General features: G+C 57.1%; 17 protein-coding genes. 2 read left to right on the top strand and 15 right to left on the bottom strand.

Going from position 1 to position 16,694, the window contains the following annotated elements; all coding sequences use genetic code 11:
* Positions 1–25: 25 nt before the first annotated feature.
* Positions 26–787, bottom strand: coding sequence for a TnsB C-terminal domain-containing protein (locus R2601_RS26720; RefSeq protein ID WP_254656105.1), 762 nt, complete (start codon positions 785–787; stop codon positions 26–28).
* A gap of 129 nt (positions 788–916) precedes the next feature.
* Positions 917–1,579, bottom strand: coding sequence for a 3-hydroxyacyl-CoA dehydrogenase family protein (locus R2601_RS22800; RefSeq protein WP_007803148.1), 663 nt, complete (start codon positions 1,577–1,579; stop codon positions 917–919).
* Positions 1,580–1,856: 277 nt separating this feature from the next.
* On the opposite strand from R2601_RS22800, the gene R2601_RS22805 reads away from it, so the two are divergent.
* Positions 1,857–2,846 carry a LysR family transcriptional regulator gene (locus R2601_RS22805; RefSeq protein WP_008335700.1) on the top strand — a complete coding sequence of 330 codons (990 nt, stop codon included), beginning with the start codon at positions 1,857–1,859 and terminating at the stop codon, positions 2,844–2,846.
* 79 nt (positions 2,847–2,925) lie between these two features.
* Here the strand turns inward: R2601_RS22805 and R2601_RS27475 are convergent, their stop codons facing one another.
* From R2601_RS27475 to R2601_RS22825, 4 genes are all read right to left on the bottom strand, one after another.
* Positions 2,926–3,750, bottom strand: a complete 825-nt coding sequence (locus R2601_RS27475) for a universal stress protein (protein ID WP_229678652.1) — start codon at positions 3,748–3,750, stop codon at positions 2,926–2,928.
* A gap of 215 nt (positions 3,751–3,965) precedes the next feature.
* Positions 3,966–5,204 (bottom strand): amidohydrolase family protein, encoded by a 1,239-nt coding sequence (locus tag R2601_RS22815; RefSeq protein WP_007803158.1) that lies wholly within the window; start codon positions 5,202–5,204, stop codon positions 3,966–3,968.
* A gap of 20 nt (positions 5,205–5,224) precedes the next feature.
* The gene (locus R2601_RS22820; protein ID WP_007803160.1) at positions 5,225–5,524 is read right to left on the bottom strand and encodes a hypothetical protein; all 300 of its coding nucleotides are present in this window, start codon (positions 5,522–5,524) and stop codon (positions 5,225–5,227) included.
* Positions 5,511–5,876: a Rieske (2Fe-2S) protein gene (locus tag R2601_RS22825; protein WP_076626060.1), complete on the bottom strand. Its 366-nt coding sequence runs from the start codon at positions 5,874–5,876 to the stop codon at positions 5,511–5,513. The genes R2601_RS22820 and R2601_RS22825 overlap by 14 nt, the downstream gene beginning before the upstream one ends.
* A gap of 115 nt (positions 5,877–5,991) precedes the next feature.
* Here R2601_RS22825 and R2601_RS22830 point away from each other — a divergent pair, with 115 nt between their 5' ends.
* Positions 5,992–6,444, top strand: coding sequence for a MarR family winged helix-turn-helix transcriptional regulator (locus R2601_RS22830; protein WP_229678653.1), 453 nt, complete (start codon positions 5,992–5,994; stop codon positions 6,442–6,444).
* On the opposite strand, the gene R2601_RS22835 is transcribed toward R2601_RS22830, so the two are convergent.
* The 9 genes from R2601_RS22835 to R2601_RS22875 form a co-directional block, all read right to left on the bottom strand.
* Positions 6,441–7,376 carry an EamA family transporter gene (locus R2601_RS22835; RefSeq protein WP_007803166.1) on the bottom strand — a complete coding sequence of 312 codons (936 nt, stop codon included), beginning with the start codon at positions 7,374–7,376 and terminating at the stop codon, positions 6,441–6,443. The two genes, R2601_RS22830 and R2601_RS22835, sit on opposite strands and share 4 nt — an antisense overlap.
* A 27-nt stretch (positions 7,377–7,403) precedes the next feature.
* Positions 7,404–7,847 (bottom strand): hypothetical protein, encoded by a 444-nt coding sequence (locus tag R2601_RS22840; RefSeq protein WP_007803168.1) that lies wholly within the window; start codon positions 7,845–7,847, stop codon positions 7,404–7,406.
* Between the two features lie 13 nt (positions 7,848–7,860).
* Positions 7,861–8,853 (bottom strand): ABC transporter substrate-binding protein, encoded by a 993-nt coding sequence (locus tag R2601_RS22845; RefSeq protein ID WP_179949503.1) that lies wholly within the window; start codon positions 8,851–8,853, stop codon positions 7,861–7,863.
* The gene (locus R2601_RS22850) at positions 8,850–10,070 is read right to left on the bottom strand and encodes a Gfo/Idh/MocA family protein (protein WP_256359826.1); all 1,221 of its coding nucleotides are present in this window, start codon (positions 10,068–10,070) and stop codon (positions 8,850–8,852) included. The genes R2601_RS22845 and R2601_RS22850 overlap by 4 nt, the downstream gene beginning before the upstream one ends.
* Complete coding sequence (locus R2601_RS22855) at positions 10,027–10,965, bottom strand: PDR/VanB family oxidoreductase (RefSeq protein WP_007803173.1); 939 nt, start codon at positions 10,963–10,965, stop codon at positions 10,027–10,029. Before R2601_RS22855 ends, R2601_RS22850 begins: the two co-directional genes overlap by 44 nt.
* A gap of 129 nt (positions 10,966–11,094) precedes the next feature.
* Positions 11,095–12,237, bottom strand: coding sequence for an alpha-hydroxy acid oxidase (locus R2601_RS22860; RefSeq protein ID WP_007803174.1), 1,143 nt, complete (start codon positions 12,235–12,237; stop codon positions 11,095–11,097).
* Positions 12,238–12,364: 127 nt separating this feature from the next.
* Positions 12,365–13,645, bottom strand: a complete 1,281-nt coding sequence (locus tag R2601_RS22865; protein ID WP_040545925.1) for a Rieske 2Fe-2S domain-containing protein — start codon at positions 13,643–13,645, stop codon at positions 12,365–12,367.
* Between the two features lie 311 nt (positions 13,646–13,956).
* Positions 13,957–14,532: a putative antibiotic biosynthesis monooxygenase gene (locus tag R2601_RS22870; protein WP_040545926.1), complete on the bottom strand. Its 576-nt coding sequence runs from the start codon at positions 14,530–14,532 to the stop codon at positions 13,957–13,959.
* 200 nt (positions 14,533–14,732) lie between these two features.
* A complete protein-coding gene (locus R2601_RS22875) occupies positions 14,733–16,583 on the bottom strand; it encodes a TRAP transporter permease (protein WP_007803178.1) in 1,851 nt (616 codons plus the stop codon).
* Positions 16,584–16,694: the final 111 nt, after the last annotated feature.

Raw genomic sequence — 16,694 nt, forward strand, 5'->3', positions numbered from 1 at the left:
GTTATCGACGTGGATGCTATGCGGTTTACCTGCGCGGGCCAAGGAACATTGCGCACCAATCCGCCAGAAGTTCCGCCTTGGGGGCCACAGCCTGTGTCAGGCAAAGCGCCACCGACAGACGCGAAGGTGCCTCGAGAGAGGTGTAATATCCGGTCACCATCCGCGTTGCGACGTCGATCGCCAGCGTGACCCAAGGCCGCCCAATTGGTTTGCGTTCAAAACTGTCGACGAGAATGATGTCCGCAGGCGTATGGTCGATTTGCACGACCTCCAGTGGCCGGTTTGCCTTGTTGTCGCCTACGACCGGCGCAAATTTCTGGCGGGCCGCCTTTGCGCCTTCGCGTGCCTTGGCAATTTCACGGGCATCCATTGCATCCAGCCTGCGCTGAACCGTCCGACGTGTCGGCGGTTGCAAGCCCTGCTGCCAGCACGCGCTTCGGATTTCTGTCACGATGCGCGACAGGCTTGGGCGTTCCCGCCGTAAGAAATAACGGCGAAGATGTTCTTCGATCACCGCTTCCACCTTGCCGGATATCAAGGTTGTACCAGTCGGGCGGCCCCGTTTCCGAGAAGCCAGCGCGCTGGTGCGCCCACCCTCTTCGGCCAGACGCTTTATCCAGCGCCAGACAGTCGCCCTGCTGACACCAAGCTCCCAAACGGCGTCATTGATGCCACTTTCCAGACTGCCAGTTCCTTTGAGATATGCCTGAACAAGCGGACGCAGAACGGCCGCCCTGCGCGCCTCCTCAGCACCAGCGGCAACGAAGTCTTCGCGATCATCATCCATCAATATTTGCCACACGAAGCTGCGAACCCTGTCTCAGGTTTAAGGGCAAAAATATCGGATTTAAAGGCAAAATATCATATTTAAGGGCAAAGCAAGGCCGTTGATTTCGTTGGATTTCTCATCTCACAATTAAGGGCTACGCGACACCAGGCCTTCGTCCATCAGACGATAGATCTCGGTCAGCATGGCGAACTGGATCCGGTTCACAAGAAAGCCTGGACGTTCGAGGATCGCGACACCGACATGTTCGATGTTCTGCACCAGCATGCGGCTCCATGCCACCAACTCCGCTGGCGTATCGGCCGCATGGATCAACTCGATTACGGGAACGATATGACCCGGAGTAACATAGTGAATGCCCATCATCCGCTCTTTGCGTGTCATTTGAGCGGCGATGTCGGAGATTAGGAAGGACGAGGTATTGGTCGCCAGCACCACGTTTTCCGGACAGATCCTTTCGAGTTCCGCGAACAGGGCCTGTTTGACTTCCAGGGATTCCTGCACTGCTTCATGCACGAGGAAGACCCCTTCGATCGCGCTCGCAAGATCCGGCTCAAGTGTCACTCCGGCTAGCATGGCCTCCGATGCATCCGAATCCTCGACCAGTCCTGCCGCGATCGGGCGGGCCCGCTCTACGTAAGTGTCAAGCATGGTCTGATTGCTGTCGCAGATCACCGCATCATAGCCGTGATGCGCATAGAGTGTCGCGATGACACATCCCATGAATCCGGCCCCGACGACGCAAATCCTACCGGACCCGGGCGGCTCCGTACCGAACGCAAATTCCTTCAAACTTTCCTCCTCCCTTCAAATGGTATGAACCTTCGACTCTTCTGGACGACAGGCTTCTAGCCGACTGTATCACTCGAGCCGCTGCGATAGCCGCGCAAGGATCAGGAATGTTCCGATTGTGCGATGCCGAGCGGTCTCGGGTCCAATACGCAAACGTCGACAATATATATGGCTATGGTTATGATTTAATGCCGGGCACTCAATCAATAGAGTTGATTCCTGAACTTGCCCGACTGATTTATTGTGGTTTTGGTATGCTTCCGAGCCATCAAACCGGATGCCTGACACGGGAGAACAGGAATTGCGCAAAGATCGGCCAGAAGAACCGAACGACACGCCGTCGAAAGACTTGCTTCGGTCGCGCAATCTCACGCTGCACAAGCTGCACGTCTTTTGCACGATCGCCAAATTCAACAGTGTAACCCGCGCGGCGGAGTATTTGAATATTGCGCAACCCGCAGTAACCGCCCACCTGCGCAGTCTTGAGAAGAGCCTTGGTGTCAAGTTGGTGCGCAAGGCCGGGCGCAACATCGAACTGACACATGCCGGGCGTCGCACTCTTGCCTGGGCGAAGGAAACTATTCAGCGCAGCTCAGATATGTTTCTTGACCTCGCAGACATCAAGAAAGGTCTGATTGGCCGAACGCGGATCGCCTCGTCGATGGTGGCCGGCACCTACAAGTTGTCTGAAACTATAATTGCGTTCAAAAAGGAATTCCCATCGGCCAGGATTTCGGTGTCGATGGCCAGCCCCTACCTGGCCACGGAATCAGTTCTGCTTGGGGATTGCGACTTCGGTATCACTTTGGTTGATCACAATCGCGACACCTCACGGTTGGAAATCGAATTGCTCTGGCGCGAGCCGCTTTATCTGGTGGCCGCGATAGAGAGCCGACTGGTCGGCGATGTCGCTTACATCGATGAGCTAGGGACATTGCCGCTGATCACCCCGCCGAAGGGGCAAATGGCTCGAGAACTCATCGATGAGGTGCTGCGCGCCGCTGGGGTCGTGAGAACCAACAGCGTACTGGCCTTCGGGCATCCCGAGCCGATCTTAAATGCGATCCGCGCCGATGTCGGGGCCGGTTTCGTCTTCAAGAGCGCATTGCCGAGGGACCCAGAGGTGTCAGGGCTTCGCCTTGTGCATACACCAGAGCTGGAAATTGCGATGCCGCTGTTCCTGGTCTACGACAAGAAGACGGTGTTCTCCGCGCCGCAAATTCAGCTCATGGACCGAATCCGTCAATCCTTCGCCGAGCCTGCATGATCATGGACAGAAGGCTCCGCGCGGGGGACGACACTGCTAGCCACGCAAAGGACGCCCTCCGAAAGGCGCGACGATGCGGTCAGTGGGACATGAACACCGGCACTTGGCTGTTCCTGATGACTTCGTGGGTAACGCCACCGAACAGGTCTTGTGAGAATTTGCTGTGTTCGTAAGCCCCCATCACGATCAACTTTGCCCCCAACTCGGCAGCGGTCCGTTGAATAACGTCGGCTATGCCGTTCTTGCCTTTGGGGCGCTCGACCTGTTCCACGTCAACACCATGGCGTTGGAGGTGGGTGACAATGTCTGTTCCTTCGGGCATTTTCGGCAGGCTCGCGCCAACGCTCAAGATCGTGACCTTGCGCGGTCTCTCCTCCAAGATCGTCATTGCGTCGTTGAGCGCTCGGGCTGCCGAGCGCTTTCCGTCCCAGGCGACGAGAGCATGTGAACCGAGTTTGTCAGTAGAGTATCCATTGGGTACAACAAGGACTGGGCGGCCGCTTTGTAGTGCCATAAGATCTGGGTTCACAGCGCGAAATTCATCGGTAGGAAGGTTCGATTGGTAGCCTGTCACCACAAAATCAAAATTACGTGCGATTTCGGGCAAACTTAACTTTCCGATCTCGCTTGGCATAACAAAACGCGACCGTTCGGCCACTCCTGCCGAAGAAGCTTGCTCCTCAAAAAAGGCTCGAGCAGCTTCGATTTTCTCATTTCGCACATTTCCGAGCTTGTCGAGAAGTTCCTCGGTCAGGCCGAGAACATGTTCGAAGTAGGAAGAAGTGCTGCCATAAACCGCCGTCAGCCATGCATCGTGCTTGGCCGCAATTTTTGTCGCATGACCTACGCCACTCGGGAATCCAGCACTCCCGGAATGCGTAATAAGGATATTCTTGATGCTCATCTTCGCCTCACTGATCGAACGCTAAGACATGCTATCATTTGACTACTTAGATGTCTATGTTTTTTGCCGCGCTTCAAGAGATAGCTAGGTCGCGATAACCGCCAGACATACTGCGTGCCGTTCAAGCATGAAAGAGGCCACCCGGATGTTCTCCGGGCAGCCTCGCAGTGATCCGTATATGCGTGTCCTGTTGAAGACGGACGACGAGAACGGCGTCAACCTTTGGCGTTTGCCTCCAGTTTCCACTCGGACATAACTGGGTCAAGATTGAACAGTTTCTGCGCGTTTCCACCTAGAATGCTCCGCTTGGCCTTCTCGTCCAAGAACGGAAGGTCATAGATCGTGCTCGGAAGATCCATATCCCAATGCGGATAGTCGGACGAATAGAGCAACTGCGATTCTGCGTTTATCATCTTGAAGGTGACTTCCAAGGCTTCGCGGTTGTCCACCAGCTCCATCGGCTGCGTAGAGTAGTACATCTCACGCATGTAATCGCTGGGTTTTTTCTTCAAGAGCGGAGCATCGGACGTACGCATCATGTACTCGTTGTCCAGCCGTTGCATCAGGAAAGGAACCCAAGCCAGACCACTTTCGATCCACATGGTTTTCAGCTTTGGAAAACGCTCGGGCATGCCGTTCATAACCCAGTTGGTCATGTGGATGATGTTACAGAAGCTGAAACCAAGCGCGTGAACTGAGATAAACTTGTTCAGCTGTGCCAACGAGGTGTCGGCCCAGTGATAAGCCGCGTGGAAGCCAAGAGGCATTCCATGCTCTTCCAGTTTGGCATAAATACGCATGTTTGCGCTGTCATGCACTGGCCGCTTGAGATACCCAGTCGAAAGGAACCCAACGACGCCTTTCTTTTCGGCGAACTCGTCAATCATCTTCTCGGCTTCGTGCGGCTCGTTCATGGGCAGATAGACCATGGATACGAGGCGATTGTCTTCTTCAAGAATGCGCTCGCTCAGCCAACGGTTATAGGCGCGGGCCATTGCCACCTCGACCTCGACTTGGGGGTGCGTTGCCAACAACAGCATTGGGGTTGGGAAAAGGCACGCCATATCCGTACCCATCGCGTCCATCCAGCGCCGTGCCAAAGTGATGTCGCGGTGTGGTTCTTCGGGGACAATTTCCTTGTTCCGACCCGCATAGCGCGTCACGCGCCCAGCCATGTCCTGCGAACCGATCGCCTGCGGAATAAGGCCGGCGCGGCCAACGTTACCGGCTGACAAGCCAAGATGGCGCATCACCGGGTCGTCCATGTATTGCAGGATTTCCGGCAAGGCCTCAGTCTCATAGTGGTGGCTGTCCACATCGCAAATGAAGAAGTCTTTGTAATTACGGTCTTCCGCTTGCTTACGTGCGTTCTTCAGCAGCTTGCTGGTGTTAAATTCCTGTATCGCCGGATCGTTATCCGAGCTGTAGTTCATCGTGTTGCCCGTCAAAGACATTTTATCTCTCTCCCCTCGTGTTACGGATTCAGCGTCTGCCACATGCCCAACTCGAACACCGCCATATCGGCGGCATCGAGAATGCCGGTCGCGGCGATGGCGACAGCTGTCGCCGAGACATCGTTGTCTCGTGGGAATGCGGGCAAGCCGTCATTGGTTTCGCGAAGTTTCGCATATGCGGTCACAGCGTGTGAAAGCAGCGCCTGAAGTTGCTCGGCGCGCAGGCCACTGCTTTCGGGGTTGCGCAGTGCATTCAGGACAGCATCGACCGATGCCTCCAGAGCAGGAGCTTCAGCGGCTATCTGGTCAAACTTCGACATAGACCTCACCTCCTCTTTCCACCACGTTGTAACGTTTCATTTTGTACTTTGGATCGCCAACGGCTTCGCCCGTCGCAATCTTGAATTCCCAGCCATGCCACGGGCAAACGAAATGCAGTTCGTCTTCGTTGAAGGTCTGCCGGAGCGCGCGCTGCTGGTCGTCGAGTTCGACGCAGACCTGCGGCATCTTTAGGCCTTCGCATACCGGGCCACCTTGGTGCGGACACACGTTCTTATATGCAACGATGTCTCCTTTGTGCCGAATGACCCCGATCTCGACCCCGTCGACCTCGCAAATCTTTGCCGTCTTGTCGCTCAAGTCCGACACCGCACATAGCAATCTTTCTGGCATCTTAGCTCCTCCGTCTGTTGCCCAGTCTTGCTTCAAGTTAGTAAGATTGCCTTACTATAAGAGTGGCTTTAGAATTGTCAAGAAATAAGACATCTAAATTAGGGGGGCGCAAATCGTGCCGCAATCACCTTCTAGGAAACGTGGTCTTGGGGCGTCGCTCCGCCTGGCGCATCATCTTTATGGTAAGCTGCTGCAGGAGCAGTTGCGCGAAACCGGGCTCAGCATGGCGCAGTACATTCATCTCCGGTGCCTGAGAGAGGAAGGCAAACTAAAACAATCCGAGCTTTCCGGGTTGCTGGGCATCGAAAAGGCGTCATCTACACGCGTACTGGACGAGCTCGAAAAGCGAGATCTTATCACGCGTAACCGCAGCCAGTCCGACCGGCGCGTGGTTCATGTCGACCTGACTGACACAGGCCTTCGAAGGATCGATGGCGCAATGAAATCTGCGCGTCTCGCGGCAGATCACGCCTCGGCGGGATTTGAACCCGACGAGTTGGGTCGCCTTTTCGCTGCGATGGACAAGCTTCTGGATAATCTCGCAAGCGTGTGTTGCCAGTCCCGCTAACCAAACCTTGGCGCAAGGGCGAGAAGTGTCACACCGGTCGCGGCCAGTGCAGACGCCAGGTAGAATCTGGGACCTGGGCGCCGTTCGGTTTTGAAGATATGGCCTGCGAGCCAGGCGGCAAAGAACATCTCGATCGATGACATGATCGCGACGACGGTCACATCAGTAAATATAAGCGAAAAGAACAGCGCCACTTGTCCAACGGTCATCGAACCGCCAGCCAGAAGTTGCCACCCGCTCGGCCGCTGAATTCGCCAGGACAGCGCGTTGCGCGATTTGAACCGGAACACCCAGGAGACCGCGAACCACATTAGACCCGTCATCGCACCGATGAACACGCCGGCCAGAGGGTCTGGCAAAGTCTGCATCGCGAGTTTTCGGGAGACGAAAGAGCCACCATATCCGGCGGCCGACGCTACGGCCATCGCGCGGCCCTTGTTCCTCTCTAGAGGGTCGGGCTCTCCGACCGCTAAGTCAGAAGCCGATTTGACAGAAGCGCGTGACATCATGACCACCACGCCGCTGGTAACCAGAAAGAAGGCGATGACCACAGGTGTGGTGATGACCTCACCCAGCAGAAAGAACGCCAACAGCGCCGCAAACACCGGTATCAGGCGTCGGATGAAACCGGTCTCGATGGCTCCGGCAAGCTCTACGGAGCGAAACAGCGTAAGACGGCCGACAACGTTGCCAAGCACCCCGGCTGCAACGAAATAGGCCACACCAATGAGTACACCGCGTCCAAGTTCCGGCATCGTTGGACCCAGGAGCAGCCAAAGCGCCCCGGAGACAACGGCGGTCATCAGCACAGAGATAAGAACGTCGTTGCCGCGGCCCTGAACCGATTGGGAGCTCTTGGCAATGGAAACCGAACTCAAGGCGTAGCAGAACGCTCCGAACGCGGCCAAGAGGCCACCGAACCCCGCGGTCATCGCGCCTGTCGGCGCGGATTGTTCCTGCTACTCGTCATGGGCCAGCAACTGATCCAGGAAGTGGCCTGAAGACATAACCTCGCGCATTGGCAGCGTCTCCTGCTGCTCCATCAGCTCGGTAGAATAGGTCAACCCTTGGCCGTCCCAGAACCACCAATAGATGATCTTGCCTTGCTTGTCGCGAATCGGCATCCGGAAAATCGGGAAGCTTCTTTCCGAATGCGGAATGTCCGACCTTCCGGCAAGCGCGTGCTTCAACCCTAACCGATTCAATACCCCCGTTAGGGGGACCATGGCTATCGGTGCGGGTTTTTCGGCCAATACAGTCACATTGTCGGGCCGGTGTTCGTAAGACCCCGGGAGGAACTTGACCACGGGAGGATAGCTCGGGTGGGTATGTGTGAGCTGTACGTAAGCCAGCCCCTTCGTTGTTTCGACCTCGACGATATCTCCGGGTGCGTACTTTTCCATTGTGGCGCTCCTCTTAAAGGCTGTAGGCTTCTAGGGTCGAGGGATGGAACAGTTCTTCGATCTCCACCCGGCGCGGCGACAGTCCCTGACTCGCGTGGTAATCCAAAAACTTGTTCAGGACATGGGCGTTGCCGCCGACGCCATAGCTCCAGGGGTCGTCACCCATTAGCGCATGCACGCGGTTGAGATTATCCTCGACGAAGGGCATCGTTACTTTCGTTGCAGAGGTGTCCGACAGGGCCTCTTCTGCTATTAGCTTCGATTGCGTGAACGCCTTGAGCAGGGCGGCGGGTAGGAACGGGTATTCCTCGGCGAGGCTGCGGCGCACCCCAAGAACATGCATGATCGGAAAGATCCGGGTCTTTTCGAAATAGGCTTCGGCCGTAGCGATGCTGTCTGCAAAAAGCCGACCTACGTGCGGATGCCGCTCGGCGAAACAACGCGGCCAACGCGGGCCGACGAAGCCGTCGATCTCACCGGCTTCGAGCATGCCATTCAACGTGCTGCCGACCGGCGCCTCTTCCATGCGGATATCGCCGGGTAACTGAACCTTGATCTTTTCGGGCCGGCCCGGCGTATCCATACCGCCGCGCACCCAGATGATGTCGGAGGGTTTGACACCGTATTCCTCTTCGAGAATGCCGCGCACCCAGACATTGGCGGACAGCTGGTATTCGGCGATCCCAATGCGCTTGCCCCTCAGATCCTGAGGCGTTTCGATTCCTTTGTCGGTTCGAATGTAGACAGAAGTGTGACGGAACGCCCGGCTCAGAAAGACCGGGATCGCGACATAGTGCGGATTTCCGCGGGCGACCGAGATCGAATAGGAGGACAACGAAATTTCGCTGATATCGAAAGCTTCGTGGCGGAACGCCCGGAAGAACATTTCCTCTGGGGACAGTAGCATGGGCACGGGATCGACACCGTCTATCTGCACTCTTCCATCCACAATGGCACGCGTCCGGTCATAATTTCCCATGGCAAGGGATAGTTTGAGATTGCTCATCCAGTTTGTTCCTCCTCATTTGTTTTGCATTGTTGCCGCAGGTCGACAGGTTGGCCGGTCGAGGCGGACTGCAGGATCGCATGGCAAACCTCCAGGCTTGCCAGACCCCACGCGCCCGTCTGGACGGGGGCCTTGTTCTGGCGGACAGCGGCTACCAGTGCATCGTTCACGGTTCTACGTGGCGCGGGCCCGAATGTCACTTCGATGAAGCCACGCTCGGTGTCACCAAATACTTCAACTCCGTCCGGAGTCAGCTTTAGGTCGGCACGGTCGCAAAGCGCGATGACTGGGCCAAAATGCTCGTTGTGCTTTGCGTCGACCGTCTTACCGCTGCCGAATGTGCGCGTCGTCTTGAGGCGCGCCTCGTCATCGGGATCGAGGTCCATCAGCGCCCGCCTTGCATCGCCATAGGCGCCGGCGAGTTTTCGCTGCCCCAGCTCTCCGACGTCGTTCATCCAAATGTCGCTATCGAAATGGGCATAGCCCGAATAGGTGAGATTGGCGACGCATCCACCCTCAAAGTTCATCAGCGCCGTAAAGGCGCCTTCTGTTGGACGCTTTGGATCCCATGCCCCGGTCATGGCATAAATCTTCTCTCCCATGCCGCCCGCAAGCCGTCGGACCACGTCGATCTGGTGGATGGCCTGGCTGAACAGCACCCCTCCTCCTTCTTCGGTGCGCAGCTCCTCCGGGCGTCGGGGACGATACAGGAAGTCAGTGTAGTTAAGGGCCTGGATCATTCTCAGCTGGCCGAACTTGCCGCTCGCGATCAACTGCGCGGCCAGCTCGACCGGCGGATCGAAACTGTGGCTGGGCCCAACGATCAGGTGAACCCCCGCCTCGTTCGCGGCGGCGACCATGGTCTCGGCGTCTTCCATCGAGATCGCGAGCGGCTTTTCCACGAGAATGTGCTTTCCAGCGCGCGCCGCGGCCAGAACGTGATCTACATGCATTTGGTGCGGGGTGGCGATGTAGATCGCTTCCACAGATGGATCGGCGCATAGTTCCTCGACAGTCGGATAGGCGACACCGCCGTATTGCTCTTCGAATGCGGCCCGGCTTTCCGCCCTCGGCGCGGCCGCGGCCGTGAGCTTGACGCGTGCGTCGGCATCAAAGGTGGGGACCATCAGCATGAAAGCCCGCCCCAATCCCGCAACTCCGAGGCGGACGGGATCAGAGGTCAAGAACCAGCCTCCCCGATAGCGCGCGCGATACACAAATCATTATATGGTCGCTTTTTTCCTCTTCCATAAGCACCATGTCGCGATGGTCAGCTTCCCCTTCGAGGAGGCGGATCTTGCAGGTGCCGCATGTGCCACTTTCACAGGAGCTGGACGTTGCGAATCCGGCGTCACGCAATGCCTCCAAGATCGAACGATCTTCGGGCACCGTGACGGTTTCGCTACTTTTTTTCAGCTCCACTTCGAAAGAGACATCGTCTTGGCGCACCACATCGACGGGCTTGAAATCCTCGAAGTGAACTCGCCCCTCCGGCCAGTGCCCGGAAACGGCCTTGATTTCATCCATCAGCGGTTTCGGACCACAACAGAAGACGTGAGTGGCACGGGGCGTGACGAGATCGTCCCAGAAATCGTAGACTGCATCCGGAGCGCCGCCGTCATGGTGCACAATGATCCGGCCATCGAAATCTCTCATCAGTTCATCCAGATAGGCCGATTCCTCCGGACTGCGGCTGACGTAGATGATTCTGAGCATCTTGCCCTTCTTGTCGAGATACCGTGCCATCGACAGAATCGGCGTGATCCCGATACCGCCGGCGATGAGCAGGTACTTCTGAACATCGGTTAGCGGGAAATCGTTTTCCGGGAATTCGACTGTCAACTCGGACCCGACGGTCGCCTGTTCGTGCATCGACGCGGAGCCCCCACGCGAATTCGGTTCTCTTTTGATCGCGACAACAAATTCCTTTGGGTCGCTGCCATCGTTGATCAGTGAATAGCGACGCATCGCTCCGGACGGAGTTTCCAAGGTGATGTGAGCACCAGGATCGAAACTAGGGAGCACATCGGCCCCAACCGGCACCAGGGTGAATTCGGCGATGCTCGGGGTCAAGTCACGCCGTTTCTCGACGCGCATCTTGATATTCTCCATGAGGTCCTCCCATATGGTCGTGATTGTGAATTTGTTTAGATAGCTAAGTTATGTGTGTCAACCGACCTTGAACTACGCAGTCATCCAAAACGTTGATCGTGCAAGCGCTACTGGCGGAGGAACCATTTATTACCGTCGAATTTCGACGTTGAAATCAGAGACCGCAGACACGGATCTTGCGCCCACAAAGGTCATGGTCCTCGTCATCTCCTCTTCAAGGATCGAAAGCGCCCGTGACACGCCCGCCTCGCCTTGCGCCGCCAAGCCATAGAGCGGCGCGCGACCCAGCAGAATGCCCTTCGCACCCAAGGCGAGGGCTTTCACGATGTCACTGCCGCGACGAATGCCGCCGTCCAGCAGAACCGGAAACTTCCGATCAAGAGCCGCGATGATATCTGCGAGTACGTCGATGGTGGCAGGAGCGCCATCAAGCTGACGGCCACCATGGTTCGAGACGACGATTCCATCCACACCGGCGCGTTGCGCGTCAATCGCATCTTCTGGGCACATGATACCCTTGATCAGCAGCGGGCCTTTCCATTTCTCCCGAATGCGGCGAACATCTCCCCAAGAAAACTCCGGGTTCCGCTGAGATCGGGTAAACTCGGCCAGTTCTCTGTCGCTCGCGCTGTTTCCGACAAAGTCCAAGAGGTTCTCAAGTCTGGGACGGTGCGGCCCGAGCCATACGGAGGTCAGCCAAGCAGGATGCAGAAGCCCATCGAGAACAGTCCGAGGGCCAATGCGGATTTCGTGGGCGAAGCCGTGCCGCAGATCACGTTCGCGCTTGCCGCCCACGAGTGAATCGACAGTCAGTACCAGAGCCGAGTAACCGGCCGCCTGTGCCCGGTCGATCAGCGCATCAGCGAATGCGCCCTTCCCCCACGGATAAAGCTGGAACCAGAGGGGACCCTTGCTCCTCCGCGCGATCTCTTCCAGCGTCGTGTTCGAGGCGGTCGAAACCGTGAACCCGACCCCGGCTCGTTCGGCCGCAGCGGCGAGGTGCAGATCTCCCTGGGGCCAGTAGAGGCCGTTCAGCCCTGTCGGCCCTATGAAAAACGGCTTCGAGTATGTTTCCCCGAACAGCTCCAAGGTGAGATCGACGCTCCCCCCTTTGAGGATTCGCGGCGTGAGAACGATATTCGTGAAGGAACTGCGATTGTGCCGCAGCGTCACCTCCGATTCCGCGCCCCCATCCAAATAATCGAACACCACCCGTGGCAGGCGACGCCGTGCCTGCGCCCGCAAGTCTTCGATATTGATTGCTGTCGTCATAACGCCTGTCGCCCGCCGAGCAGAATCCGTCGAGGGAAGCTATGAAAGTCCGACGGCACCACGAAAAAAGAGCCGCCCAAAACCCCTTGAGGCCTTGGACGGTTCAGGGAGGAAACATGTGCGCAAGTTATTCCGCCGCTTCCGTCTTGCTCGACGTGTCCACCAGTGTTCGCCAATCGACGTCCTTAGGATACACTCCCTCGTGAGAGGCGATTACCCTTTGCGGAATCTTCGACTCGGTGCCGATTGCCTGGCCACCTTCGGCGACTTTCTTTGCCGCATCGGCCATGAGGCGGCGGAACTCGACAATCGCCAGGTCGGAGGCCCCAAGAATGTCCGTGTGACGCTGTACGCGGCTACCCATCGAAACCCACATCACAATATCTTCGTTCGGAATGCCGTCCACGCCGGTAAAGTGGCCCTCTTTCATCCTTTCTCGGTCCTGCTTGAAGTCGTTCTCCAACGTCCGGAGAGAGCGCCATTTGTGGTCCACGTCCTCACCCGGTACGGCATGGGCAAACTTGCGCCACTCTTCAGTGGAGGGAACGTTCGGTCCGTCGAAGGCTATGAAGTGAAACGCTGTCTCATCGTCATTGATCGGCACGATGACGCTGGCGACCCGGTAGTTGTTGTTCGGCGGAATCAGCGAATAATAGGGCGCGATAAATTCGGTGATCCGGAGATAGTTGTGCGTCTGAGCGTTTTTGATCGGCTTACGGATCGCCGCGTAATGGAAACCGTAGCTCGTGGTTTCAGTCTGCATACGCGGAGATTTGTCTGTCGATGGGCGGTACCATGATTTGTCGTCCGCCGCGGCGCCCTCGACCCGTGCCGGAACCATATTCGAGGAATGGAGCGATGATGAATGCGCGCTATCGATCTGGCCCTCGTGAATCTGCGCCCAGTTGGCGGGCACGCGAATCTTCAGGATCGAAACTGGGGTGTCTTCGGTTGGCGCAAAGGCCGGCGGCTGGAACTCGGGCATATCATCTTTCTCGCCGAGCCAAGCCCAGACGAAGCCGCCCCACTCCCGCACGGGGTAGGAACGATGTTTGACCTTGTCCATCAATGGACTGCCTTCCGGCTCTGAAGACATTGCGACGACATTGCCTTCAACATCCATCTTCCAGCCGTGATAGAGGCAGCGCAGCCCACATTCCTCGTTACGGCCATAGACCAGAGAGGCCTTTCTGTGGGGGCAAAGCTCATCCAGCATTCCCAGACGACCCTTGGTATCCCGGAACGCGACATAGCTTTCGCCGAGAACTTCGACTCGAAGCGGTTTGCCGTCCGACTCTTCAACCTCTTCGATCAGGCATACAGGCGTCCAATGCTGACGCATAAGTCGCGCCATCGGGGCATCCCCCGTTACGCGTGTAAGCAGTTCATTCTCTTCGGGTGTAAGCATCTGGGCTCCTCCAATGGCATCCGACTCTTTCAGTGGATGAGTGGTTTTCGACCTCTCAACTATTCTTAGCTCTCTAAGTTTTATCTGTCAACGTAACCTGCCACTTTTTTTTCCCGCGTTGTAGGTATCGACCTAACTTGTTGTCCGAAATAGCGGGTTCTGAACTAGATCAAGCTGACGAGATCGCAAAACCGAGATACTTTCGCGCAATTGTGGTCCGGAACCTCCCCGACAGCGGCTTGCCGGGCCCGTCTCTGAGGTGTCATGGCAGCCAGCCTGTGCATAAGTCGCGGCAAGCGAACCATCTCGCTTCACCGTGTGAGCCATGGACGCAATCTCTTGCCCAGAAACGGCGCAACGTAGACACCGTTCACTCCGGTGAGCACCAGCGCAACAAGAAACAGAGACACGGGACCTGGAAGGTTTTGCGTGAGCGGTTGCAGCGCGTAGTAGATAAGGATCAGCAGGGGATAGACACCCAGCATGCTGGTGACCCAGGCCTTCCAATAGCGCGGCGCGGCTGGCGGTTTCGGGTCAGTACCGTTGGCCGGCACCTGGTGCCCTACAGTCACCGAAGCGAAGCTCAGCCTCTCTTCGAGATCATGGGCCAAGGCGGCCATTCCGTCTCGGAGCGAAACGGATGCTTCTTCCCCAAGCAAGGTCACCGAAAAGATGATCTGGTCAATGCCAGTCTGATTCTGTAGGGACATGCGAGCGTCAAATCGGTTCCAATCTAGGTGATACAGAGCGGCATCGTTTATCGCCTTCGCGACGACCGCGGCCTGTGCAAGGGGTGCTCTGATGGAAACCGACAGCTCGGGGATCGCGTCGGTGCCAATACTAAGCTGTTTTGGCCCAAGTTCTTCCGGCCCCGGTGTTTCATTCATTTCCTGAACCTCGAAATACTTTGCGCCGGTTGCGAAGTGATCAGCTCCCACCTATGGAAGTAGCCGCCTGTGTTCCGCGTCATAGGCCGACCGGCCCGGACCAACCTTAAAAATTGGCCCAGGCCACATGCCGTCTCTGGGTTGAATCCCTCGATGACCAGACTGCGCTTCAATCGGGTCAACCTGCTGAGGCGCCACAGCTAGGCACTGTCCACGCGGGCGTTTTCTGTCGTGAATGCGATCTGCCGGAATAGCATTGCGACAATCACTAAAATACAGATCGCGGATACCGCCAAGTAAGGGCTTACGGCGCCAATCGCAGCGATTGGCAGTACGCCCCGTTCGACTGCACTGAGTTGCGTCTTGACCAAGCCTTCCAGAGAGGCTGCGACCGCGAGTGCTCCGGCAAAGGCGCCCACTACGGCCAAAGTGTTTGCCAGAGGACCGAGCTCTAGGAGGATGCCTGGGTTCCACACGAAGGCGAAGGGCAGAAGGAAGCCGACGATGGCCAGCCGGACTGCGGAGAAAGCGATCTTGAAGGGGTCTTCGTCGGCGATCGCTGAGGCCGCGATTGCTGCCACGGCGATCGGTGGCGTAAGTGCCGAGAGAATCGCATAGTAGAGCAGAAACATCTGGCTCGGCAACGTCGGGAAACCGAGCTTTGCCAGCGCCGGTCCGACCAGCACGGCTGCCAGGATATACGCACTGGGCGTTGGCATCCCGAGACCGAGAACAATCGTGACGACCGCGGCGATAACGAGTGTCAGCAGTGGTTGCATGTTGCTGACAGTCAAAATGACGTTCGCGGATTTCATTCCAAGGCCGGTCATCGACAAGCCGCCAATCACAAGACCGGCCGCGGCACAAGCGCCGGCGACTGGCAGAATCTGGAGCGTAGTCGCCCCCAGCCCTTCCACCAACTGCCACAGTGACAGCCGTGTGTCTTTCAGCATCATCGCGGACAGGATGGTTACTAGAACTCCGACACCGGCTGTGAAGGTCGGGGAATACCCCAGAATGAGGGCGACGATGATGCCGATGATCGGCAGCAGGAAAACCCATCCGGTCCTGAATGTTTCCTTTGCTGAAGGTATTTCGTCTGCAGAGGGTCGAAGGTTGTGCTTGACTGACCGGAAGTGAACCTGAGCGAAGACACCCGTGTAGTATAGAAGCGCCGGCACCAGAGCGGCGAGCACGATGGCGTTGTAGGAAATGCCGGAATACTCGGCCATGATGAAGGCTGCTGACCCCATGATCGGAGGCATCGCGCTTCCGCCAGACGACGCCGCGACTTCCACCGCCCCCGCGAACCGTGCCCGATAGCCGAGTCGCTTCATGACAGGGATCGTGATCGACCCCGTTGCAACAACATCGGATGTTGGGCTCCCGGACATCGTGCCGTACAGGCCCGACGAAATGATCGCGATTTTGGCGGGGCCGCCGCGCGCATTGCCGGTCACAAGCGCTGCAAGGTTGAAAAAGAAGTCCCCTCCCCCGGCCTTGGCCAGGAATGTTCCAAACATCACGAACAGGAAAACATAGCTAGCAACGACCTGAAGCGGCACGCCAAAAAGTCCATCGGTGGTGAAAACCAGAATATCCAAGAGATAGCTGAACTCGCTGACGCGATGCCCGAATGGCGGCGGCAGAAGAGAGCCAAACAGATTATAAATCAGGAAGAGGGCGACAACGCCGGTCAGGCCTAGGCCGGTGGTCCGGCGGGTCGCTTCGATGGTCAGAAACAACAAGGCTGAGCCAAAGAAAAACTGATCGGTTGTGAATTCGTCGAGTAGACTGATCCGGTCCGCAATCGCTCCCGAGGTCACGTAGAAATACACCCCTGTGGCCAGGCTCAGCGCAGAGAGAACCCAATCATAGATCGGAATGCTGTCCGGCGCGCGCGAGGTCGCGCCGATCGCGAGGAAGAGAATCGTGAAAATGCCCGATACGAACAGAATGCCCTGAATGAGCGGATCGGAGATGATGAAGAGGTTCGAGTGGATTACCCAAACCGCGAATGCCGCCGCCAGAACCATGACGATGGTTCTCATCGGCGAGCCTAAATTTCTACGACGACCGGTTTCTGTAAGCGAAGGAAAATTCATGTAGACCCCGTATAAGGCAGAGAAGAGAAAGAACCGCGATGTATGGGCCGCGCGATG

Origin of the sequence: Salipiger bermudensis HTCC2601 (assembly GCF_000153725.1) — a bacterium.
GTDB classification, from domain to species: Bacteria; Pseudomonadota; Alphaproteobacteria; order Rhodobacterales; family Rhodobacteraceae; genus Salipiger; species Salipiger bermudensis.